Origin of the sequence: Veillonella parvula, from assembly GCF_040094895.1 — a bacterium.
GTDB lineage: Bacteria > Bacillota > Negativicutes > Veillonellales > Veillonellaceae > Veillonella > Veillonella parvula_L.
This window is the reverse complement of the sequence record NZ_JBBNGV010000001.1, coordinates 320,686-341,657: the sequence shown is the minus strand read 5'-3', so window position 1 is coordinate 341,657 and position 20,972 is coordinate 320,686. Positions and strand designations below refer to the sequence as shown.

The 20,972-nt window shown below is 38.5% G+C and carries 24 protein-coding genes; all 24 read right to left on the bottom strand.

Features of this window, described 5'->3' with window-relative positions; genetic code table 11:
- Positions 1-4: 4 nt before the first annotated feature.
- Entirely contained in the window at positions 5-469 is a 465-nt protein-coding gene (locus AAAT26_RS01590; RefSeq protein WP_004696117.1) for a PaaI family thioesterase, read from the bottom strand.
- Between the two features lie 225 nt (positions 470-694).
- The gene (locus tag AAAT26_RS01585; protein WP_021148250.1) at positions 695-1,906 is read right to left on the bottom strand and encodes an ABC transporter permease; all 1,212 of its coding nucleotides are present in this window, start codon (positions 1,904-1,906) and stop codon (positions 695-697) included.
- Positions 1,899-2,621: an ABC transporter ATP-binding protein gene (locus AAAT26_RS01580; RefSeq protein ID WP_004696122.1), complete on the bottom strand. Its 723-nt coding sequence runs from the start codon at positions 2,619-2,621 to the stop codon at positions 1,899-1,901. The genes AAAT26_RS01585 and AAAT26_RS01580 overlap by 8 nt, the downstream gene beginning before the upstream one ends.
- Positions 2,622-2,633: 12 nt before the next feature.
- The gene (locus AAAT26_RS01575; RefSeq protein WP_004696124.1) at positions 2,634-3,716 is read right to left on the bottom strand and encodes an efflux RND transporter periplasmic adaptor subunit; all 1,083 of its coding nucleotides are present in this window, start codon (positions 3,714-3,716) and stop codon (positions 2,634-2,636) included.
- Between the two features lie 159 nt (positions 3,717-3,875).
- Positions 3,876-4,790: an ATP-dependent 6-phosphofructokinase gene (locus AAAT26_RS01570; protein ID WP_349208897.1), complete on the bottom strand. Its 915-nt coding sequence runs from the start codon at positions 4,788-4,790 to the stop codon at positions 3,876-3,878.
- A complete protein-coding gene (locus tag AAAT26_RS01565; protein ID WP_060918894.1) occupies positions 4,762-5,604 on the bottom strand; it encodes a shikimate kinase in 843 nt (280 codons plus the stop codon). Before AAAT26_RS01565 ends, AAAT26_RS01570 begins: the two co-directional genes overlap by 29 nt.
- Before the next feature lie 119 nt (positions 5,605-5,723).
- A complete protein-coding gene (locus AAAT26_RS01560; RefSeq protein ID WP_042986426.1) occupies positions 5,724-6,131 on the bottom strand; it encodes a hypothetical protein in 408 nt (135 codons plus the stop codon).
- Positions 6,121-6,378, bottom strand: coding sequence for a hypothetical protein (locus AAAT26_RS01555; RefSeq protein ID WP_278604837.1), 258 nt, complete (start codon positions 6,376-6,378; stop codon positions 6,121-6,123). Before AAAT26_RS01555 ends, AAAT26_RS01560 begins: the two co-directional genes overlap by 11 nt.
- A 322-nt stretch (positions 6,379-6,700) precedes the next feature.
- Positions 6,701-7,555, bottom strand: a complete 855-nt coding sequence (locus tag AAAT26_RS01550) for a hypothetical protein (RefSeq protein ID WP_101928352.1) — start codon at positions 7,553-7,555, stop codon at positions 6,701-6,703.
- 9 nt (positions 7,556-7,564) lie between these two features.
- On the bottom strand, positions 7,565-7,972 hold the full coding sequence (locus AAAT26_RS01545; protein ID WP_021148255.1) for a hypothetical protein: 408 nt from the start codon (positions 7,970-7,972) through the stop codon (positions 7,565-7,567).
- Positions 7,953-8,597 (bottom strand): hypothetical protein, encoded by a 645-nt coding sequence (locus AAAT26_RS01540; RefSeq protein ID WP_227037025.1) that lies wholly within the window; start codon positions 8,595-8,597, stop codon positions 7,953-7,955. The genes AAAT26_RS01545 and AAAT26_RS01540 overlap by 20 nt, the downstream gene beginning before the upstream one ends.
- Positions 8,594-8,950, bottom strand: coding sequence for a hypothetical protein (locus tag AAAT26_RS01535; protein ID WP_316058064.1), 357 nt, complete (start codon positions 8,948-8,950; stop codon positions 8,594-8,596). The genes AAAT26_RS01540 and AAAT26_RS01535 overlap by 4 nt, the downstream gene beginning before the upstream one ends.
- A 7-nt stretch (positions 8,951-8,957) precedes the next feature.
- Complete coding sequence (locus tag AAAT26_RS01530; protein ID WP_024061885.1) at positions 8,958-9,419, bottom strand: hypothetical protein; 462 nt, start codon at positions 9,417-9,419, stop codon at positions 8,958-8,960.
- Entirely contained in the window at positions 9,398-9,940 is a 543-nt protein-coding gene (locus tag AAAT26_RS01525) for a prepilin peptidase (protein WP_314050610.1), read from the bottom strand. Before AAAT26_RS01525 ends, AAAT26_RS01530 begins: the two co-directional genes overlap by 22 nt.
- Positions 9,941-9,993: 53 nt before the next feature.
- The gene (locus AAAT26_RS01520; RefSeq protein WP_004697182.1) at positions 9,994-10,440 is read right to left on the bottom strand and encodes a competence type IV pilus major pilin ComGC; all 447 of its coding nucleotides are present in this window, start codon (positions 10,438-10,440) and stop codon (positions 9,994-9,996) included.
- 36 nt (positions 10,441-10,476) lie between these two features.
- The gene (locus AAAT26_RS01515; protein WP_004697121.1) at positions 10,477-11,652 is read right to left on the bottom strand and encodes a type II secretion system F family protein; all 1,176 of its coding nucleotides are present in this window, start codon (positions 11,650-11,652) and stop codon (positions 10,477-10,479) included.
- Between the two features lie 8 nt (positions 11,653-11,660).
- Complete coding sequence (locus tag AAAT26_RS01510; protein WP_004697309.1) at positions 11,661-12,680, bottom strand: type IV pilus twitching motility protein PilT; 1,020 nt, start codon at positions 12,678-12,680, stop codon at positions 11,661-11,663.
- Positions 12,664-13,674 (bottom strand): GspE/PulE family protein, encoded by a 1,011-nt coding sequence (locus tag AAAT26_RS01505; protein WP_174892267.1) that lies wholly within the window; start codon positions 13,672-13,674, stop codon positions 12,664-12,666. The genes AAAT26_RS01510 and AAAT26_RS01505 overlap by 17 nt, the downstream gene beginning before the upstream one ends.
- A 188-nt stretch (positions 13,675-13,862) precedes the next feature.
- On the bottom strand, positions 13,863-15,146 hold the full coding sequence (gene eno / locus AAAT26_RS01500) for a phosphopyruvate hydratase (RefSeq protein WP_349208776.1): 1,284 nt from the start codon (positions 15,144-15,146) through the stop codon (positions 13,863-13,865).
- Between the two features lie 117 nt (positions 15,147-15,263).
- Positions 15,264-16,790, bottom strand: coding sequence for a 2,3-bisphosphoglycerate-independent phosphoglycerate mutase (gene gpmI / locus AAAT26_RS01495; protein ID WP_349208775.1), 1,527 nt, complete (start codon positions 16,788-16,790; stop codon positions 15,264-15,266).
- Between the two features lie 13 nt (positions 16,791-16,803).
- A complete protein-coding gene (gene tpiA / locus AAAT26_RS01490) occupies positions 16,804-17,574 on the bottom strand; it encodes a triose-phosphate isomerase (RefSeq protein ID WP_287518205.1) in 771 nt (256 codons plus the stop codon).
- A gap of 1 nt (position 17,575) precedes the next feature.
- A complete protein-coding gene (locus AAAT26_RS01485) occupies positions 17,576-18,754 on the bottom strand; it encodes a phosphoglycerate kinase (RefSeq protein WP_349208774.1) in 1,179 nt (392 codons plus the stop codon).
- A gap of 13 nt (positions 18,755-18,767) precedes the next feature.
- A complete protein-coding gene (gene gap, locus AAAT26_RS01480) occupies positions 18,768-19,778 on the bottom strand; it encodes a type I glyceraldehyde-3-phosphate dehydrogenase (protein WP_349208773.1) in 1,011 nt (336 codons plus the stop codon).
- Positions 19,779-19,845: 67 nt separating this feature from the next.
- Positions 19,846-20,871, bottom strand: a complete 1,026-nt coding sequence (locus AAAT26_RS01475; protein WP_008714121.1) for a sugar-binding transcriptional regulator — start codon at positions 20,869-20,871, stop codon at positions 19,846-19,848.
- Positions 20,872-20,972 lie beyond the last annotated feature (101 nt).

Genomic DNA, 20,972 nt, shown 5'->3' with positions numbered 1-20,972 from the left:
TATATTATACCAAATCAGGGTTGTCTTCTTCAATAAAACGCCATGGTAAATCAGGTAATGGCTTCTCTTCTAGTACAAAAAATGTACCCCGTGCCAAGTGAACAAGTTCACCTAATTCATTATAAATACGAGCGGTAGCAACCATAGTAGTTTTACCATTGTGCTCTACATTGGCTACACCACGCAATACAGCACCGCCTTTAACAGCTTTCACATAGTTACCATTAAGATCAATGGTGCTAACAGATTTTCCCAATGTAAAACAAGCAGTCCCCATCACACTATCTGCTAAGCCAATACATACGGCACCATGCAAATCCCCTCTAAAATTGCAGTAATCTGTTTCATTTGTTTGCAATGTCATTTCCGCATGACCTGGTTCCACTGCTGTAATCTCAGAATCTTTCACCCAAGAAAATGGGTTTTGATCTCGTAATTCGTTGAAATATTCTAACAATGTTGTAGCCATAAGGTTCTCCATTCTATATACATACCCATAGATTAACTAATCTAAATACTAAGTCTATTACATTACCTGTATGAAAATCTTTATAGTTATATGTCAAAATTCAATACAAACATATAAAAATGGTGCGTTACATCATACATATTGTATCATGCAACGCACCATATGCGAATAACTCTATCTAATTATATGGTATGTTCTTAAGAAAACACATTTATAAATTCAAAACTATTCATAATGCAATGCATCGATTGGATTGAGCTTAGCCGCTTTACGGGCTGGGTATATACCAAAAATCAAACCAATAGCCATGGAAAAGGCAAAGGACATTATGATTGTTGGAACAGATACAATTGTACTCATTCCAGATACCATTCCGATTACTTTTGAGGCTCCTATACCGAAAGCAATACCAATAAAGCCCCCCATCAAACTTATTACAACAGCTTCTATTAAGAATTGTGTAACAATTACGCTATACGTAGCCCCCAAAGCTTTACGCACGCCAATTTCTCGAGTCCGTTCCGTTACAGATACAAGCATGATGTTCATAATACCAATACCACCTACAACGAGTGAAATCGCAGCTACAGCCCCTAGGAATAACGTAAATGTTCCCGTCGTCTGAGCCACTGTTTCCATAATAGATTTCATATTTTGAATATTAAAATCATCCAAATTTGTATCTTTTATATTATGACGAACACGCAACAAATTCTCTATATCTGCCTGCAAACGGTCAATGCCCCCATCATCCTTAGCCACAACATACACCCTGCGAAGATAGTCAATGCCCTCTACGCGCTCCATTGATGTTGTATATGGAATTAACACCGTATCGTCTTGGTCATTACCCATGGTTCCGTTCCCTTTACTTTTGAGAACACCAATGACACGGAATGGAATATTTTTAACACGGATTTCCTTGCCTACAGGATCTTCATCAGCAAACAAATTTTTTACTACCGTTTGTCCCACAACCGCTACACGTTCTCGGTTCTGAACATTTTTATCGGAGAAAAATCGACCAGATGTCATAGTCCAATTATTTACGTCCTGAAAGTTAGAATTAACCCCCGCAACAGATGTAGTCCAGTTTTTATTTTGATAAATCACCACATAAGAGCCATTTGTCATAGGACTGGCGGCTTTTACACCTTCTAACTTAGCAATAGCTTCATAGTCAGATATTTTCAACGATTTCATGGACCCCTGCGAAGATCTAGCACCTGGCGTCCGCGGCGCCCCTGGCAGAACTACCAACAAGTTAGAGCCTAAGCTAGAAATAGAATTCTCAATATCTTGCTTCACCCCATTACCGATAGATACCAAGGCAATAACAGCTGCTACACCGATAATGATACCTAACATGGTCAAGAGGGAGCGCAATTTATTAGCAATCAAGGAAGCCCATGCCATTAGAAAACTTTCTTTATACATTAGGCACCTCCTTTATAGGAGTCATATTAGAATTGATCGAATCCTCTACGATTATCCCATCTTTCAAGACTACATTACGACTCGCGTACGTAGCAATATCCGGTTCATGTGTAACTAGAAGAATCGTACGGCCTTCATCATGAAGGCCTCGAAAGATGTTCATAACGTCAATGGTTGACTTGGAGTCAAGATTCCCTGTCGGTTCATCAGCCATGATAATAGCAGGATTATTTGCCAATGCACGAGCAATCGCCACGCGTTGACGTTGCCCACCAGACAACTCGGATGGCAAATGGTCCATACGCTCGCCCAAGCCGACAGACTGTAATAATTGAGTGGCCCGTTCAATGCGCATCTTTTTATTTACACCGGCATAAATCATAGGAAGCGCTACATTTTCTAGGGCTGTCAATTTTGTCAACAAATTAAAGCTTTGAAATACAAAACCTATCTGTTTGTTACGTACATACGCAAGTTCATCATCAGATAAGGTAGCAACCTCGTCTCCATTGAGTCGATAAGAACCAGTTGTAGGTCGGTCCAAACATCCAAGAATATTCATAAAGGTTGATTTACCTGAGCCAGATGGTCCCATAATGGATACAAATTCACCCTTATTGACAACTAAATCAATGCCATGTAGAACAGGTACTGATAATTTGCCATTCACATAGGTTTTTGTAATTCCTTGTATGTCAATTACTGTTTGGTTCATAAGCACCTACCCTTAGAATGGTCCAGCTACATTATTTTTTGGTGCATTCACATCACCGCTTACGATAATTTCATCACCTTCAGATAAACCTTTTAAGATTTGAACATTAGTATCCCCAGTTACACCTGTAGAGACAGCGGTTCGTACTGGTTGACCATCTTTTATAACATATACATACTCACCTTGTTTGTCCGTACGTACAGCAGTAAGAGGAACTACCAATGTATTTTTAATATCTTCACCAAAGATTGTGGCACGAGCCGTCATAGTTGGTAAGAAATTACCTGCAATATTTTCAGGAATTTGAACCTTAACAGTATAGTACACAACGCTACTACTTGTTGTGCCCATATTACCTTTTGTACCTTTTGCAATTTCAGAAACGTAACCGGTGAAAGTTTCACCTGGCTTAGAATCTACAGTAAACTCTACCTTAGCACCTTGTTTGATATTGCCAATATCGGTTTCGTCTACAGTAAGATAAATCTCTAAATTTTTTAAATCTGCAATGGTAGCAATGATCATTTGTGTGGAAATACCAGTACTAATAGTTTGACCGGCTTTTAGCGGTGTACCAACAACAGTCCCAGACATTGGAGCTGTAATAGTAGCATCACTTAAATCTGCGGCAGCACGTTCATAAGTAGATTTAGCACGTTCATAAGATGTTACAGAATCATCATATGTTTGTTGTGCAATAGCATCTTGAGCCGCCAAGGATTTATAACGATTCATATCAAGTTCTGCTTTGGCTAACGCTGCACGAGCATCATCAACAGATGCTTGTAATTGACGTGTATCAATATAAGCGATAACTTGACCGGCCGTAACTTGATCATTCTCTTTAACTAAAACTTTTTCAAGTTTACCAGCAACATTTGTAGAAACATCTACATAATTTACAGGGTTAATAGTACCTGTGGCACTGATACTAGTTTTTACATCACCCTTTTCAACCTTGCCAGTAGTATATAACGTTTGTGCTTGATTTGCATTTAGACTATCCATGTAGTAATATGTGCCGCCACCAAGAACACAAAGAACAACAGCACCTGTTACTATACGTTTACGATGCTTTTGTAAGAACTCTTTCATTATGATCTCCTTTTTTTAAGATGAAGATATATTAAAAAGACATTTATTCTATATCAACACATATAGTATTTTTAAATTATACAGCACCAATTGCTTTTACGCAATATAATTTCATTAATGAATAAATTATGATATATAAAAAATGGCCCTTACGGGCCATTAACTACTCAATATTGACAATAATCTATAATCCTTCTCATCGATTGGAAATTCAAGACGTTCTGCCTCTTCATAAGATAGTGCACGGATATGACCATCTATATAACCTACTAATCGGTTAGCGACACCACTCATCAATAAATTAATACAGACTTCACTCATGCGAGCCGATAAAATAGCATCAAATGCCGATGGACCACCGCCACGTTGTAAGTAGCCTAACACAGTTAGGCTAGGATCAAATTCTGTATGCTCCTTGATAAAAGCTTTCACCTCACCGCTGTTATAGGCACCTTCTGCAACGAGGATAACACTATATTCTTTACCCCGAATTTGTGTTTCCTTTAAATGACGACAAACCGCATGTAAAGGCATGGGATTTTCAGGAACCAAAACTATTTCTGCCCCACAAGCTAGGCCTGCCTTTAATGCAATATGTCCAGCTTTGCGCCCCATAACCTCCACAATAGCTACACGTTCATGGGAGTTTGATGTATCACGAATACGCCCAACCGCATCAACTACCGTATTAAGAGCCGTATCATAGCCTATCGTATATTGTGTACCACCCATGTCATTATCTATCGTACATGGAATGGTCATAGTAGACATACCAAGTTTAGATAAACTTGTAGCACCACGCATGGAGCCATCACCACCGATAACAACCAAATGGTCAATGTCATAAGTTTTCAAAATTTCATAAGCTTTGCGTTGAATTTCTTCATTCTGAAATTCTGGAAAGCGTGCCGTTTTCAGCATCGTACCACCTTGTGTTATGATGCCACCAACGTCTCGATTCGATAAGGGAAATATCTTTTCCTCAATGATACCTAAATAGCCACGTTCAATACCAAATATTTCAAAACCTTCATGTATAGCTTTTCTAGTTAGCGCTCTTATGGCGGCGTTCATTCCAGGTGCGTCTCCGCCGCTTGTTAGTATTGCGATTCTTCTCATATCCATTACCCCCTTGTGGTGTACGTTGTTTGGATATACTATGTGCCTTACCTTTTTTATTCGTTTGATTAGAAGTCTTTTGTTTATACCGTTTATCATAACGAATTTTATTAGACATTGCTCTTTTTGATACTGCTTCAGAAATCTCTTTTTTCCTACTTTGTTGATTATTAAATTGTATATCTTCAGATGCTTCTTTAGCATCTACATCGTTTATATCATTGGGTTGACGTCTTGCTTTAAATTGCACATCTGAGGCATCTAATTCATCCTCAATACGCTGTATAAAATCATAGGTCCGGCCATTTGTTGTATCTAGTACAAAATCGCACTGCTTATACACGGGCTTCCACGATTGTATCATAGCATGTACAAAGGCATTCACATTACTATAGTCCATGGTAGGCCGTTTCCCAACACGGCGATTCACGCGACTGACAATACGGAATTGTGCAGCTCGGATACCAATAATATAGGAATATTTTTTTAATACCTTTAAGGTGCGATGTTCAATAGGAAAATTCCCACCCACAGAAATCACTGCTTCATGGTATAAGCAAACCTTTTTTAGTACATCCATTTCGGCGCGGCGGAATGCTTTTTCTCCTATCTTTTTAAAAATCTCAGCAATGGGCAACCCAAAACGACTTTCTAATACGCGATCGGTATCTACAAATTGCCAACCCTTGCGTTCTGCAAGGTTCCGTCCAAAGTGACTTTTGCCACTTCCCATAGAACCGATGAGCATAATATTCCGTTTTATTATCATCTATTATGTGCCCCTTATCATTACATATCCTTCATTGTACTATAAAATGGTCCAAAAACAAAGACAGACTATAAACATAAAATCTATAATCTGTCTCTATACAGTACACCCGATTTTCATTAAGGTTTTATAATCGATTTAATTGCACAATGCACATAAACTACATTACCTTTACGTTCTATATCTTCTATTTCTATACGGCGTGAAGGATCCTTTTCTTCAACAGTATTTATCCAGTTAATCATACGCTCTGTACTACCTAATACTGTTAATTCTAGTATACCTTCATGCTCATCAGTACTGACAATCATTAATGGTTCTCCTTGCAAGGAATCAAAAATATTTGTATTAGAACTTGTATTAGATGTCTTGTTCCGTGTAAAAGATTCTAATAGTTTTGCTTCATTAGACACTATATAATCTGACTCAGCATTCATTTGTATATTATAATTATCTTGTTGATTTTTTAAGCTATTATTTTTGTCTTCAAAATAAATATGCCCATACATAGAAAGGCTAATGAGCATCCCCCACAACACTAGGCCCGTTAATATTCTCTCGACCTGATATGTTGTGCTCTCTTTTAGATCCGTCCATATGGAATGTATAAACACCTTTATCTGCTTTAACTGTTCCATGACACTCCATCCCTAGTAATTTTTGTTGGAGAATAGCAATAAATTTACGACACATTTCGTCACTCGTACCTATACCATCTATACTGATACGCCCATCCTTAATGCTAAGATGCTGTAGACTAATATGTTCTGACATAGCGGCATCAAGAATATATAGGACCATTGTATTGGGTAATATATCTGTTTGATTCTTAAGGATTTTATTCTTTATTATTTTATTTCTTATTTCCATTAATTCACCATATTGTTGATGTATTTCTTGATACTGAGCATTTGCTTGCAATCGCACAAAGTCTATCTTTCGATTTTCATAGCTACGATAGCTTGACCAACAACTATATATAGTAACAAGCCCTACTATAATGTATATAAGACTTATCCCATAAAGAAGGTATCGATAGGTATGCCATAAACTATGCCATCGTAACGAGCGAGGCATTAAATTAATACATCTGTCCTTACCAGCCCAATCCAATCCATTTAAGCCCCCTTGCCGCCATACCAATAGCCATGTCCCAATCTAATTGCCCTTGCTTGCAACGATTACGGCCACGACCTAAGAATAATAATGGAATATATTCAGTTTCTCCATACATGGAAATTATACCTTCCATATCTGTCCGTTCTTCATTTGTTATAGATTCTAACCCATACATCCGAATTCCCTGTATCTCATCTATACCAAAGTCTTGTAATCTCACTTCTAACTTATCCATAGCTTCAGCTACATCGCTACCAGTAATAGGTACAATACACTCTTGAATGCATATATCATTCCACCAAAGCCATAAATGCATGGCGCCTTCTTCCACAACACCTGTTACAGTACCGCTGCGCCGCATCAAGCAATAACAAATAGGAATAGGCCAAAAATCAATAACATCAACGGGTGCATAAGTATCTCGTATACCTTGCTTCAAAAGCTCTAGTGAATGCCGATCTACAGCCACCATAAACATATGATAATTGTGTCGTGGATATTCCCGGCGACAAGCATCCATTTGGAAACTATCCCCCTCAAAACTAAAGTAGTCCTCTATATTCCACTTTATAAACTCCTTCATATCAAAATCATGAGGATCATAAGGTGCTACATGCATTTGTGTATCAATATTAGCAACAATACTATAAGCCCCTTCATCTAAATCATACGTTTCTATAAATTTTGTAACGTCTTCATCAATAGGTCCTGTACGCTTCATTTCTAACGCATCAGTAATGACCATTGTTTTATTTTCTATATGAGCGGTAACACATACAATATGTTCGTCAGTTATACATACTCCAGAATGTATTCTCTTTTTTCGTTTCATAGAATCACCTCAATAAGGTTTTACCTTTATAACATGCATATGTTTTTCTTTATCTACGGTCACATACATATGTACACGACTCACGATTTCACTATTTTTCAATTTTCCATAACTCATAATATGTCGCGGATTATCTGTTGATTGGTCTGCTTCAATAGTAATCTCTACATTTTCATCATCTATCACAACTAATTTATTTTGAAAGTCCCATACATTTCCTAATTTACAATAGCCCACAAACCAATGAACACCTTTCTGTGCCGCGTAATGAGCCTCTTCCAAATGCAATTCGTCTACCACATTACTTTCACATATTTGTCCTATACGCAGCCCCATAAAAGCTAATAATAATAAAAAGGACATTGTAAGTATCGCTATATATGTAATAAAGCCCGCGTTATGGGCTCCTACGTTCATAATCTGTCTCCTCTTTACTTGTATACCAATCATAAATAGCACTCTGTCCAACAGAGACCTCATATATGGATAATCCTCCATAACCACTTGTGTATTTTCTATCATTAACAAAACGATTATTAATATACCAACGTAAATACACGGTCCCATTAGTATCTACACTAAAAGGGTATTCTTGGGTATAGCCCACATTTCTTTTATCTGTAGTTCCTACAATTCGACTACCACTGACAGGTTGCAAGCTACCATCCGTTAATTTTCTGTATAATGCATGACGTTGTACAGTTAAGGTTGTGCGCTTTGTATCGTGAATATATAAACTTGTATTACGATCTTCTACAGTAACCTTCACAGGATTCCATATCATATGAGCCACAACCATACGCCGTGTATATCGACCATCCTCCATCATAGCTACACTATCAAGTAATTTAGCATCCCACATAACTGCATAGAATACGATACCTAACAATAAGGTAAGGACTATGATAGAAATCATCATACTAATAAGTGTAGAATACAAAATAAAACCCATATCATTTCTATTTTTATTTCTATCTGTTATGGGATTCTGCTTGTATTCTTTATTCTTTCCAATTACCTTTTCTATATCCTCGCCGTTCAATGTATCCCCTCCAAATCAACTGATAGAGAGTAGACAACAGATTGATTATCGATGGCATCTACTGTTAATCGTTGTAAAGATACACCTTCTATCACTACAGGCTTTATATGTGTTTTATAAGTAATTTTTTCACTAGGACTCATAGTGAATTGAGAGTTATATACACCTGCTTCTATTGTTCCAGTTTTATAGTAAGAAGCTTTAGCCTTTTCTAAATACGTTATGGTATCTTGCAATATATGATCCCAATAATACGCCTTATATACCGTAAGAGTAGCCATCCAAAATATAGATAATACAATAGGTAAAATGAGCATGATTATAGCAGCTGATATTAAGACATCACCATACATAAATCCTTCAGTGCACTTCTTCCCACCTAATACGCCCCGTTTGTACAGATATCCATATGCGATTTTTCTCACCACTTTCACGATCTTTCAAAATAATTTCTGTCCCATCATAGGGTAAGCCCAAGGCTGAAAAAGAAATAATTGTCATAGACCGTTCATTCTCAATATTTTGCGGTAATGATATGTTTACCGTATGATGATTAACATCTTCCTCTAAGGTATAACTGTCCTTATTTAAAATAAAAAGCATTCTCCCTTTACCATTAGATTTATGCCCTAACATAGACCACAGTTGAACTTTCTTGAGCATATACGCCACCTCTTGCGTAGCACCATTTAAAGTATAACGACTAGGTGTTGTCACAATAGGTAAGGCAATAGAAATGAGCAATAAGATTAAACCAATAGTAATAATCCATTCCGCCAATAAAGATCCACTTTGACGATTTATAAGTTGCACCTTAACCATTGATAAAGCACCTCCATATAGGAACCACCATGTAAGGCACACCATCCGCCAAAGCATAGAAAGGGACCAAATGGGATATATCGATTACGATAACCGGTGAGTAAGAGATAGAGAGAACCAACACAAAAAGTTACGTAAAAGAAACATATAATTTCCCATGGAGTGAGCCATATTGCAATAGCAGAAAACCATTTAATATCGCCTACGCCAAAGCCTTTATGGCTAATCAAACGAAGTCCATATGTAATAGTACCTACGCTGATAAAACTTAATAAGGTTACTAACATAGATTGATCATTTATATAGCTATATATAATGCCACCTATTACAAGAACTAATGCCCCTTCATCAGGCAATATATAGTAATGCATATCGATGGTAGCACCTGCTATGATGATGAGTGAAAACACAGCATACAAAGCAATGTGAGTATAAGATATTGCTTTTGATGAAACTATAATAGGTAACAATATAGATGCTATATATACAAAAAGTCCTATTACATAATTAGTCCCTTTCATACCTTGTCCTTTCATATAACTAACGTATATAATTCATAATCTATACAAGTTAATTAAGGCTCATTAGGTGCTTTAACAACAACAGATTTTGAAGTCCCACCACTGACAACTTCATAAGTAATAGTGTATTCTTTTCCTTTTGCAGTCTTAACATGTTCAGTAAGATATCCTTCCTTATATAGATTTTCTACTGTTGGAGGTGTGTCGACATTCTTATCAATCATATACAATTGAGTGGCATTTTTAATAATTTGAATATCTGCTGTTTCTTTAGCGTTTCGAGCTTTATCCGCTGCAGATAAGAATTGTGGCATCGCAATAGCCGCTAATATAGCGATAACCGCTACTACAACCATTAACTCAACGAGAGTAAATCCGCCTTTTCTCGATTTTTTAAACCCTTCTCGAACACGAGAAATATGTAGTCGATCTACGACCCATTGACCGCACATTTCTAATCGATGATTCACTCCATGAATCATATGCATAACAGACTTCATAATATTCTCCTTTTAATAGTTAAGTAATAACATTGTCTATTGTCCTCCTAAGTTGGCAATGGACGTAAATAAGGGGTACATAACAGATACAACTAATACGGCAACACCGATTCCCATTATGGTTAGTAAAATTGGTTCCAATAATCGTTCTAAACGAGCAATATATTTTGAAAGTATAGATTCATAGTAGTAGCCACAGTGGTTTAACATTTTTACTAATTCACCACTCTCTTCTCCAATGGACACCATTTGCCATATAAAAGCGTTTCCTATTTGACCACTACGTAAGCTTTCTTCCAGTGAGTGTCCTGATAATAATCTTGCTTCCACTTGTTTACTACATTCAACACCATATATATTCCCCCACAAAGGGCGCGTGATATTCATGGTGTGAATGATAGAAATACCAGAATCTAATAAGAGAGCCCAAACTTTTAACATACTTGTATAATACACACAAGTACTCCATTGGTATCGGTGAGCCAACAGCCAAAGCCAACGATGTACTTTACACTTTATACTATGCTGTTTATAAGCAAATGCTAAGGAACCTATTACAACACAATGTATAGCTATTACCATTAGAGGATGTGATTTTAACCCTTGTCCTAATGCAAAAAGAGCTCGCGTCATCAAAGGTAATGTAATATGCATAGTGGTAAATACCTGTTCAAACGAAGGAATAATAAACAAAATGGTAACTAGAAAAAATATATTCATCATTAAAAGAAGAAATAAAGGGTAGGAAATAGCACTCATAACCTTTTGTTTCAGCTGCCTCTCCCAATCATAGTGACGGGATATATATTGTAAACTCTCACCCAAGGTGCCCGCTGCTTCACCACTTTCTAGTAAAGCCAAAGCAATAGGAGGACATCCTTCACTTCGTAAAGCCTGTGATAAAGTCTGACCACGCTCTATGGATTCATATAAAGCTGTATAGAGTAGTCCTCGTTTCCCCTGGCAGAGCAACTGTAAGGCTCGCCGTAACGGAACACCAGATTCAATGAGTAGACCTAATTGATAAGTCACATCTACCACCATAGTATGATTCCATTTATGTTTCTTTCTTTCATCCTGCAACGATATCCTATAAATTCTATAACCATCTCGTTTTAACCGTATTGCAATTTCTTGTTCTGAATCCCCCCACATCAAACCTTTTTCTGTTTCATTTTGATTATTTTTTACGACATATTCATAAGCCTCCATATATTCACCTACGATAATTGTTGATCAAGCAAGGTATGCAATTGTTGTTGGGCTCCATATTGTGCCTTTACATCTCGCACAGCCATTTCTAATGTTTTCATCGGTAGTTGCGTTTCTTGAATAGATATGATTTGTGGTTCCTTACGGGTCCGTATCAAATTTGCTACTGCATGGGTATTTAGCAAAATATCACGAATAGTAATGAACTTTTTATTCCATCGAAGTAAACGCTGACATATAACGGCCCGTAACACTTGAGATATTTGATTGCGTATCTCTTCTTGTTGCTCCCCAGGAAATAGAGAAATCATGCGGTGAACCGCCATCACTGCACGCTGTGTATGCATAGTTGCCATTACAAGGTGACCAGTCTCTGCCGCATGAAGTGCCGCTTCAAGGGTTTCACGATCTCGAAGTTCGCCTACCATAATGACATCCGGATCCTCTCGTAAAGCATCTCGAATACCATCTGACATAGTATTAATATCAGCACCTAATTGTCGTTGATGTATTAAAGACTTTTTAGATACAAACTCAAATTCGATAGGGTCTTCTAAGGTAATAATGTGACGCTCCATAGTCTGATTTATATAATCAATACAACAAGCTAAGGTAAAACTTTTACCACTGCCTGTAGGGCCACAAACAAGCAATAGACCATCATGTGCTTCACATAGCTTTTGTAATAACTGACCTTCACTATTATCATCTAACTTAAGTTGCTGATGACAAAGTAATCGCAATGTACCACATATGGTCTGATTAGCTCGATATAGATGAACACGGATACGCACACCACAACAGGAACAAGCCTCATCAAGAGACTGCCACTCATAGGATGCTATACCGCAACGACGCAATATATCCTCGATTAATTCTGTAGTACACATAAAGGAAGTAGCCCTTAATCCATCACCATGTCGCAAATAGATAGGCTGACCACATTGTAGATGAATATCTGTTGATGATAGTTGTATTGCATTTTCTACAATAGTTTCTAAACTTTCACTCTTACAGCATGAGTCCACAACGATGCACCTCCTCTATAGATGTAACATGCTGAGATACGGCCTTACGAGCAGACTCTTCTAATGACAATAATAAATGTGTTTCTAATTCGTCCCAATGAGCTGAATTAGCTGGTATTTCTAAGTATTCAAATAGAGCAGTCCGTCCCTGATATGATGTACCATCGAATTTTCGTACTAGCCGTTGTGCAATAGCCCCCATTAAAGTAGCCCGTATTAAGTACGGCTCTACGCCCATATCCATGAGTCGCGTTACAACGCCTATAGCTGTATTGGTATGTATAGTAGATAATACGCGATGCCCCGTTAAAGCAGACTTAACGGCTAACTCTGCGGTCTCCTTATCCCTAATTTCACCAATCATAATCGTATCTGGATCTTGCCGTAATACAGAGCGAAGACCTTTGGCAAAGGTAAATCCAATCTTTTCATTAATACCAATTTGTATAGCCCCTTTGATTTCGGCTTCTACAGGATCTTCAAGACAGATAAGCTTAGTTTCGTCTAAATTTAACATGCGAAGCATGGCATATAAAGTAGCTGTCTTACCACTGCCTGTAGGTCCACAGATAAGTAATAATCCATAAGGACGTTTTAATAATTGTTCAATGTGCTCAAAGATATCCGGCTGCATGCCTAATTCTTTTAAGTCTTTATGACTCCCTTCATTTCCCATAAGGCGACATACTAAGGTTTCTCCGTATAGGCTAGGCAATGTAGATACACGCATCGTTACAGACTTATTTTTATGACTCCAAGACCAACGCCCATCTTGTGGTAAACGCTTCTCGCTAATATCTAGAGAGCTACAAACCTTAATACGGTTGATAATGAGTTCAGCTTCTTCAAATGATACAGTCATGTAATGTTGCAGCAGTCCATCTTTTCGCAACCGAACATGAGCACCACTTTTAACGGGATCAAAGTGGATATCGCTCACATGGTGTTCTAAGGCATACAAGATAATATCGTCTAATGTTACGTCTACATACATGGTCACCTCCAATACCTTGCGGTATGTTTTTACCTCACACTAGCGTATGGCGTTATAGGTTTCGACATCAGCCTCTAAATCCCTCTTTTATTTTTAAAAATCCACGAAGCGAAAACTTTTCTATTTTTAGACATACAAAAAAGGCGCCCCAAAGGGCGCCCTTATTGGACTATTAGATATAACGTATCTTATTTTAAGTTATAAAAAACGTCATTACCTTTATATTGAGCTGTTTCGTATAACATTTCTTCAATGCGAAGTAATTGATTATATTTTGCTACACGTTCAGAACGAGCCGGTGCGCCAGTCTTGATTTGACCAGCATTTACAGCTACAGCAATATCAGCAATGAATGTATCTGCAGTTTCACCAGAGCGGTGAGATACTACGCAAGTGTAACCAGCACGTTTAGCAAGTTCCATAGCATCAAAAGCTTCAGTGAGAGTACCGATTTGATTAACTTTTACAAGAATAGAATTACCTACACCAAGCTCAATACCACGAGCCAAACGTTTTGTGTTAGTCACAAATAAATCATCACCAACAAGTTGTACGCGGTCACCAAGGCGTTCTGTCAATAATTTCCAGCCTTCCCAATCTTCTTCAGCAAGACCATCTTCGATGGATACGATTGGGTATTTACCTACTAGGTATTCGTAAAAGTCTACCATTTCAGCAGCTGTTTTAACTTTGCCTTCGCCAGCTAGATTGTATTTACCATCTTCGTAGAATTCAGAAGATGCAGAATCAAGTGCCAATTTGAAATCTTTTCCTGGTTCATAACCAGCAGCTTTAATAGCTTCACAGATTACTTCTAATGCTTCTTCATTAGATGACAAGTTAGGTGCGAAACCACCTTCATCACCTACTGCAGTACTAAGACCTTTATTGTGAAGTACGGATTTCAAAGTATGGTATACTTCTGCACAGCTACGAAGAGCTTCTGCAAAAGATTTAGCGCCTACAGGCATGATCATGAATTCTTGAATATCTACGTTGTTATCTGCATGTGCGCCACCATTCAAGATATTCATCATAGGAACTGGCAACTCTTTAGCATTGAAGCCACCAAGATATACAAATAATGGCAAGTCCAAAGATTCAGCCGCCGCACGAGCTACTGCCATAGATACGCCAAGAATTGCGTTTGCACCAAGGTTAGATTTATTGTCTGTACCGTCAAGTTGCAACATCAAGTTATCGATTGCTACTTGTTCTGTAGCATCATAACCGATAAGTGCAGGACCGATTTTAGCATTTACATTATCGATAGCTTTTAAAACACCTTTACCGGAGTAACGGGATTTATCTCCATCCCGTAATTCTACGGCTTCAAACATACCTGTGGAAGCACCAGATGGAACTGCTGCTGTCGCAATAGTACCATCTTCTAAACATACTTCAACTTCAACTGTTGGATTACCGCGGGAATCTAAAATCTCTCTTGCAATGACTTGTTCAATTACTGCCATTTCTTCACCTCATAAAATCTAATGGAATAACTGCCATCTGACAGCCATTATATATATTGAGCTTAACCTTATAGGCTTATAACTCTAATTAACTACTAATATAGTGAAAGCTCTATATTATGCTTTATGCACTAAACTATGTCCTGTCATGGCTGTTGGTTGTTCTATACCAGCCAAGTCTAATAATGTAGGCGCAATATCACATAGTTTACCAGCTTCTAATGTAGCTGTTTTAAGTGTGTCGCTCATTAAAATTAAAGGAACTAAATTCGTAGTATGTGCCGTATGCACCTTACCGGTTTCATGGTTGACCATAAGCTCAGCATTGCCATGGTCTGCTGTAATCAACAGATGACCATTTTTGCTGCGAATAGCCTCTACAATACGCCCCAAACAAGTATCCACAGCTTGAACTGCTTTAACAGCGGCTTCAAAGCTACCCGTATGACCGACCATATCTGGATTAGCAAAGTTCAAAATGATCATATCATACGTTTCATCTTGAATTGCTTGTACAACCTTATCGGTCACTTCATAAGCGCTCATTTCTGGCTGTAAATCATAGGTTGCCACTTGAGGGGATTTTACGAGAATGCGGTCCTCACCTTCAAAGGGTTCCTCTTCACCGCCATTGAAGAAATATGTAACATGAGCATACTTTTCTGTTTCCGCAATACGCAATTGGCGATAACCATCTGCACTTAGAACTTCACCTAATGTTTCAGATAATGTATCCTTTTCATACACAATATGTACGGGCAAACCATCCTCGTATTTTGTCATAGTTGCCATATATATAGATAGTGGCTTCCGTTTAAAGCCATCAAAATCAGGTAATACTAGTGCTTTTGTAAGTTCACGACCACGATCTGGACGGAAGTTACAGAAGATGACAGCATCACCATTTTTGATGGTTCCTTCACCATCAATGACTGTAGGAAGAACAAACTCATCTGCTGCATCTTTATCATAGGACTGTTGCACGGCTTCACAAGCAGATGCAGCTGTTTCACCTTGACCATTTACAATCGCATTGTATGCCAACTCAACACGATCCCAACGATTATCGCGGTCCATCGCATAATAGCGACCACTCACAGTAGCAATCTTGCCACAGTTTAACTCAGCCATATACGCTTCTAAGTCTTTTAAATAACCTTGTGCACATTGCGGAGCTACATCACGACCATCGAGCAAAGCATGTACATACACATGCTCGATCCCATTATCATGAGCTCCTTTAATGACTGCCTTAATGTGATCTAAGGAGCAATGCACATTGCCGTCTGAAACTAACCCAATAAGATGTAAGCTTTGTTCTTTAGCTACTTTGTATAGTTCCTTCATAACAGGACGATTATAAAACTCACCGGACTCGACATCTTTTGTAATACGTGTCAAATCTTGATAGACGATGCGACCAGAGCCAAGATTTAAATGGCCTACTTCAGAGTTCCCCATTTGACCTTCTGGAAGACCTACCGCAAGCCCTGATGCTTCTAATGTTGTATGTGGATACGTATCCCATAATCGATTAAAACAGAGCGGCTTCGCCTGTACTACAGCATTGGTTGTATCTGTTTGATCCCCCAAGCCAAAGCCATCTAAGATGACTAGCATTACGGGAGCCTCTAATTTAGCCATTTTTAACCTCATATTAAGCGCTTACTTGATTCGCCGCTTTAATAATATCAATAAATTCATCAACCACAAGGGATGCACCACCTACAAGAGCTCCATCTATATTAGGCTCTCCAAGAATTTCTAATGCATTTTCTGATTTAACGCTACCACCATACTGGATGCGTATTGCCTCAGCAGTTTCACTATCGTATAAAGATCGAATGTAACTTCGAATTTCTTTACATACCTCTTCGGCTTGATCAGCCGTTGCGGTCTTGCCAGTACCGATAGCCCAAATTGGTTCATACGCAATAATCAATTGGCTGACTTGCTCTTTCGGAATATCAGCCAAAGCCCCTTTAAGTTGTGACGTAATCCAGTCAAGTGTATGACCAGTTTCACGTTGTTCTAAGCTTTCACCAACACAGACAATAGGATTCAAATTATGATGAAATGCACTTTTAATTTTTGCATTAACGGTCTCATCTGTTTCACCATAATATTCACGGCGCTCAGAGTGACCGATGATTACATAATTAACGCCTACCTCTGTAAGCATAAGTGGTGAAATCTCACCAGTAAACGCACCAGCATCATGATAATCCATAGTTTGTGCACCTACTTCCATAGCTGTATTTTTCGTCAATACTACAGCACGTTCGATGGCTGTGAAAGGCGGACATACAACTACATCACAGAACAATTCCATATCTTGTAACACGCTGTTAAACGCTTCGATCAGAATTGATCCAGACGCAATGGTGCCATTCATTTTCCAATTCCCTGCAATAATGGGTTTTCTCATATTATGCCTCAGACAATGCAGCAATACCTGGTAGAATTTTGCCTTCTAAGAACTCTAAAGATGCACCGCCACCTGTGGAGATGTGGCTAATTTTATCTGCTAAGCCACTTTTTTCAATGGCTGCCACAGAGTCGCCACCGCCAACGATAGTCATCGCATCGGATTCAGCTACAGCTTTCGCTACTGCATTCGTACCAGCTGCAAAGTTTTCCATTTCAAATACGCCCATAGGACCATTCCAAATAATAGTCTTCATTGGCGCCAATGCTTCTATATAAAGTTCGCGTGTTTTAGGCCCAATATCTAATATCATCCAGCCGTCTTCGATTTGATCAACGTCTACAATTTTAGTATTAGCATCGTTGCTGAAAGCATCTGCTACTACAGCATCGATAGGTGTTAATAATTTAGCACCTGCTACGCGAGCTTCCATAACAAGGTCTGTAGCGATAGCTTCTTGGCCTTCTTCAAATAAAGAGCTACCAATGTTGCATCCTTGTGCTTTAATGAACGCATTAGCCATGCCACCGCCGATAATCATTACATCCACTTTAGGCAAAAGGTTAGAAATAACAGAAATTTTATCTGTTACTTTTGCACCACCAATGATTGCCGCCATAGGTGTTTTAGGATGTACTACAGCTGCACTTAATGCTTCAATTTCTTTTTTGAGCAAGAAACCTGCTACCATAGGAATATAGTCAGCAATACCAACTACGGATGCTGCATTACGGTGAGAAACACCAAACGCATCATTGATAGCAACATCTGCAAGAGCTGCCAATTGCTTAGCAAACTCAGGGTCGTTTTTAGTTTCTTCGTTGTGATAACGCAAATTTTCAAGCATCAATACATCGCCAGGTTGTAATGCATTTACGGATTCTTCAACCTTAGGGCCAATACAGTCATCTACGAATGCTACAGGCTTGTTGATAAGGTCAGATAAATGCTTAGCACATGGTGCCAAAGACATTTCTGATTTGCGTTCCCCCTTAGGACGACCAAAGTGAGAAGCAAGGATAACCTTTGCCCCTTTTTCGATTAAGTAATTGATAGTAGGTAATGCACTACGAATACGAGTGTCATCAGTGATGACACCGTCTTTCATAGGAACATTAAAATCAACACGAACAAATACTGTTTTATTAGCTACTTGTAAACCTTCAATTGTTTGTTTCATTAAAGCCTCCTGATTATAAGCCTTTGCTTGCTATAAATGCGGCCATGTCGATAAGACGTTCGGAGTAACCCCATTCGTTATCATACCAAGAAACAACTTTTACCATATTGCCATCCATAACCATTGTTAAATCAGCGTCAACAATGGAGCTACGTGGATCGGAGCTAAAGTCACAAGATACTAATGGCACATCAGATACACCTAAGATACCTTTTAATTCGCCAGCAGCTGCTTTGCGGAATGCTTCATTGATTTCTTCTTTAGTAGCAGGTTTTTCAAGTTCGCAAACAAGATCTGTAGCAGATACGTCTGGAGTTGGAACGCGCAATGCGAAGCCATCTAATTTACCTTTTAATTGAGGCAATACTTTAGCAACAGCTTTTGCTGCACCAGTAGTTGTAGGGATGATGGACATAGCAGCTGCACGAGCACGACGAGGGTCTTTATGACGTGCATCAAGAATTTTTTGGTCATTTGTATAGGAATGAATAGTAGTCATCATGCCGCGTTTAATACCGAATTCATCACATAATACTTTAGCGAATGGAGCCAAACAGTTTGTTGTGCAAGATGCATTGGAGATGATATGGTGTTTTGCAGGATCGTACATATCTTGGTTAACACCCATAACCATAGTTAAGTCTTCATTTTTACCAGGTGCAGAAATCAATACCTTTTTAACTGTAGGTTGTTCTAAATGAACTTTTGCTTCTTCTGCATCGCGATATTTACCTGTACATTCAATTACGATTTCTACACCTTCTTCAGACCAAGGTAATTTGGAAGCATCGCGGTCGTGGAATACGCGGATTTTTTTGCCATCAACATAGATATTTTCTTCGTCGAATGTTACTTCGTTAGGAATTGTACCATGTACGGAATCGTATTTTAACAATAATGCAGTACCTTCATTATCACCAGTTGCATTAATTGCCACTACATCCACATCAGGATTATTAATCGCTGCGCGAACTACACATTTACCGATACGACCAAAACCGTTAATACCAACTTTTACTGCCATTGTTAGATCCTCCTAATAACAAAAATTCTAACCAAATTCAAACTAAAATTTATAACTACTAATTCGCCTATAAGGCAGAAATTTGTAACAATTGACGCATACCTTCGGCTGCTTGCTCATCAATGATAAGTATCCCTTTCTGGCAAGCTCGCATCACACCTATAATAGCGCTCGCTTTTTCTTGTCCACCAGCTACAGCAATAACATTGGGAACCTTTACTACATCGGGAAGTGATAAACCAATATTATTGGTAGAATAAATTAACTTACCCTCAATGTCACAATATTGACCAAGTGCTTCACCTACCGCATGATTATCTACCAACTGCTTACGCACATCATCGGCAATATGGCGCTGATCCGCCATGCGCATTGCAGTACCAATACCAAATAATAGTACGTCAGTCCTACTAATGAGGTCTCCAATTTCTTTAATTTGTGGTTCACAAGTCATGAGCATATGTAATGAGTCTTGTGAAAGTCCATCAGGTAAATGGAGCATCTTATAGGAACCACTTAGTCGTTCAGCAAGCACCGAAGCAATTACATTAGCTTGGTATTCCACTACTTCACCAACGCCACCACGGGCTGGTACCACAGTAGGATTGAAAGGTAAGATAGGCATTTCTTCAGCTATTGCTGCCATGGTACTACCGCCACTGATGGCTACTACTGCATTAGGTTTCAATAGGTCTTGCAATAACTTTGCCGCTGTAAAACCTAACTTTTTAACCATCAAGGTTCCTTCTGTAGGTGTAATAACAACTCTATCGATATGAAGTGCTTCAGTCAATCGATGTTCTAGCTCGTTAATACGATCTAGCTCATTTAAAAAATTTCGTAACTTCGGAACAATTGCATGTCCCTCATCAGTGAGAAAAATCCCTGGTTTATAAATGTCTACAAGACCATTAGCACGCATTAACTCAATATGACTTCGTACGGTTCGCTCTGGAAGATCCGTTGCTGTAGCTAATGTTCTACGGCCTATAGGCTCTTCATAAACAAGGTGGTTTAGTATTTTGTATCGCTCCTTCAATACGCTAACAATTTCAGGAACAATACGTTCACATATCATTAGAAATTCGTTCATCGGGTCCCTCCTTTACCCGTTGGGATTACATGAATCGTTTTTCGTCCCATGTGAACAAAATCCGTCCCACCTAAAATAAAAAAATACTTTTACACTTGTAT

What these genes read in the sequence shown, in the direction of transcription:
- AAAT26_RS01590 (WP_004696117.1), bottom strand. Translation starts at nt 469, where the DNA reads ATGGCTACAACATTGTTAGAATATTTCAACGAATTACGAGATCAAAAC.
- AAAT26_RS01585 (WP_021148250.1), bottom strand. Translation starts at nt 1,906, where the DNA reads ATGTATAAAGAAAGTTTTCTAATGGCATGGGCTTCCTTGATTGCTAAT.
- AAAT26_RS01580 (WP_004696122.1), bottom strand. Translation starts at nt 2,621, where the DNA reads ATGAACCAAACAGTAATTGACATACAAGGAATTACAAAAACCTATGTG.
- AAAT26_RS01575 (WP_004696124.1), bottom strand. Translation starts at nt 3,716, where the DNA reads ATGAAAGAGTTCTTACAAAAGCATCGTAAACGTATAGTAACAGGTGCT.
- AAAT26_RS01570 (WP_349208897.1), bottom strand. Translation starts at nt 4,790, where the DNA reads ATGAACGCCGCCATAAGAGCGCTAACTAGAAAAGCTATACATGAAGGT.
- AAAT26_RS01565 (WP_060918894.1), bottom strand. Translation starts at nt 5,604, where the DNA reads ATGATAATAAAACGGAATATTATGCTCATCGGTTCTATGGGAAGTGGC.
- AAAT26_RS01560 (WP_042986426.1), bottom strand. Translation starts at nt 6,131, where the DNA reads ATGCTCATTAGCCTTTCTATGTATGGGCATATTTATTTTGAAGACAAA.
- AAAT26_RS01555 (WP_278604837.1), bottom strand. Translation starts at nt 6,378, where the DNA reads ATGTCAGAACATATTAGTCTACAGCATCTTAGCATTAAGGATGGGCGT.
- AAAT26_RS01550 (WP_101928352.1), bottom strand. Translation starts at nt 7,555, where the DNA reads ATGAAACGAAAAAAGAGAATACATTCTGGAGTATGTATAACTGACGAA.
- AAAT26_RS01545 (WP_021148255.1), bottom strand. Translation starts at nt 7,972, where the DNA reads ATGAACGTAGGAGCCCATAACGCGGGCTTTATTACATATATAGCGATA.
- AAAT26_RS01535 (WP_316058064.1), bottom strand. Translation starts at nt 8,950, where the DNA reads ATGTATGGTGATGTCTTAATATCAGCTGCTATAATCATGCTCATTTTA.
- AAAT26_RS01530 (WP_024061885.1), bottom strand. Translation starts at nt 9,419, where the DNA reads ATGGTTAAGGTGCAACTTATAAATCGTCAAAGTGGATCTTTATTGGCG.
- AAAT26_RS01525 (WP_314050610.1), bottom strand. Translation starts at nt 9,940, where the DNA reads ATGAAAGGGACTAATTATGTAATAGGACTTTTTGTATATATAGCATCT.
- AAAT26_RS01520 (WP_004697182.1), bottom strand. Translation starts at nt 10,440, where the DNA reads ATGAAGTCTGTTATGCATATGATTCATGGAGTGAATCATCGATTAGAA.
- AAAT26_RS01515 (WP_004697121.1), bottom strand. Translation starts at nt 11,652, where the DNA reads ATGGAGGCTTATGAATATGTCGTAAAAAATAATCAAAATGAAACAGAA.
- AAAT26_RS01505 (WP_174892267.1), bottom strand. Translation starts at nt 13,674, where the DNA reads ATGTATGTAGACGTAACATTAGACGATATTATCTTGTATGCCTTAGAA.
- eno (WP_349208776.1), bottom strand. Translation starts at nt 15,146, where the DNA reads ATGGCAGTAATTGAACAAGTCATTGCAAGAGAGATTTTAGATTCCCGC.
- gpmI (WP_349208775.1), bottom strand. Translation starts at nt 16,790, where the DNA reads ATGGCTAAATTAGAGGCTCCCGTAATGCTAGTCATCTTAGATGGCTTT.
- tpiA (WP_287518205.1), bottom strand. Translation starts at nt 17,574, where the DNA reads ATGAGAAAACCCATTATTGCAGGGAATTGGAAAATGAATGGCACCATT.
- AAAT26_RS01485 (WP_349208774.1), bottom strand. Translation starts at nt 18,754, where the DNA reads ATGAAACAAACAATTGAAGGTTTACAAGTAGCTAATAAAACAGTATTT.
- gap (WP_349208773.1), bottom strand. Translation starts at nt 19,778, where the DNA reads ATGGCAGTAAAAGTTGGTATTAACGGTTTTGGTCGTATCGGTAAATGT.
- AAAT26_RS01475 (WP_008714121.1), bottom strand. Translation starts at nt 20,871, where the DNA reads ATGAACGAATTTCTAATGATATGTGAACGTATTGTTCCTGAAATTGTT.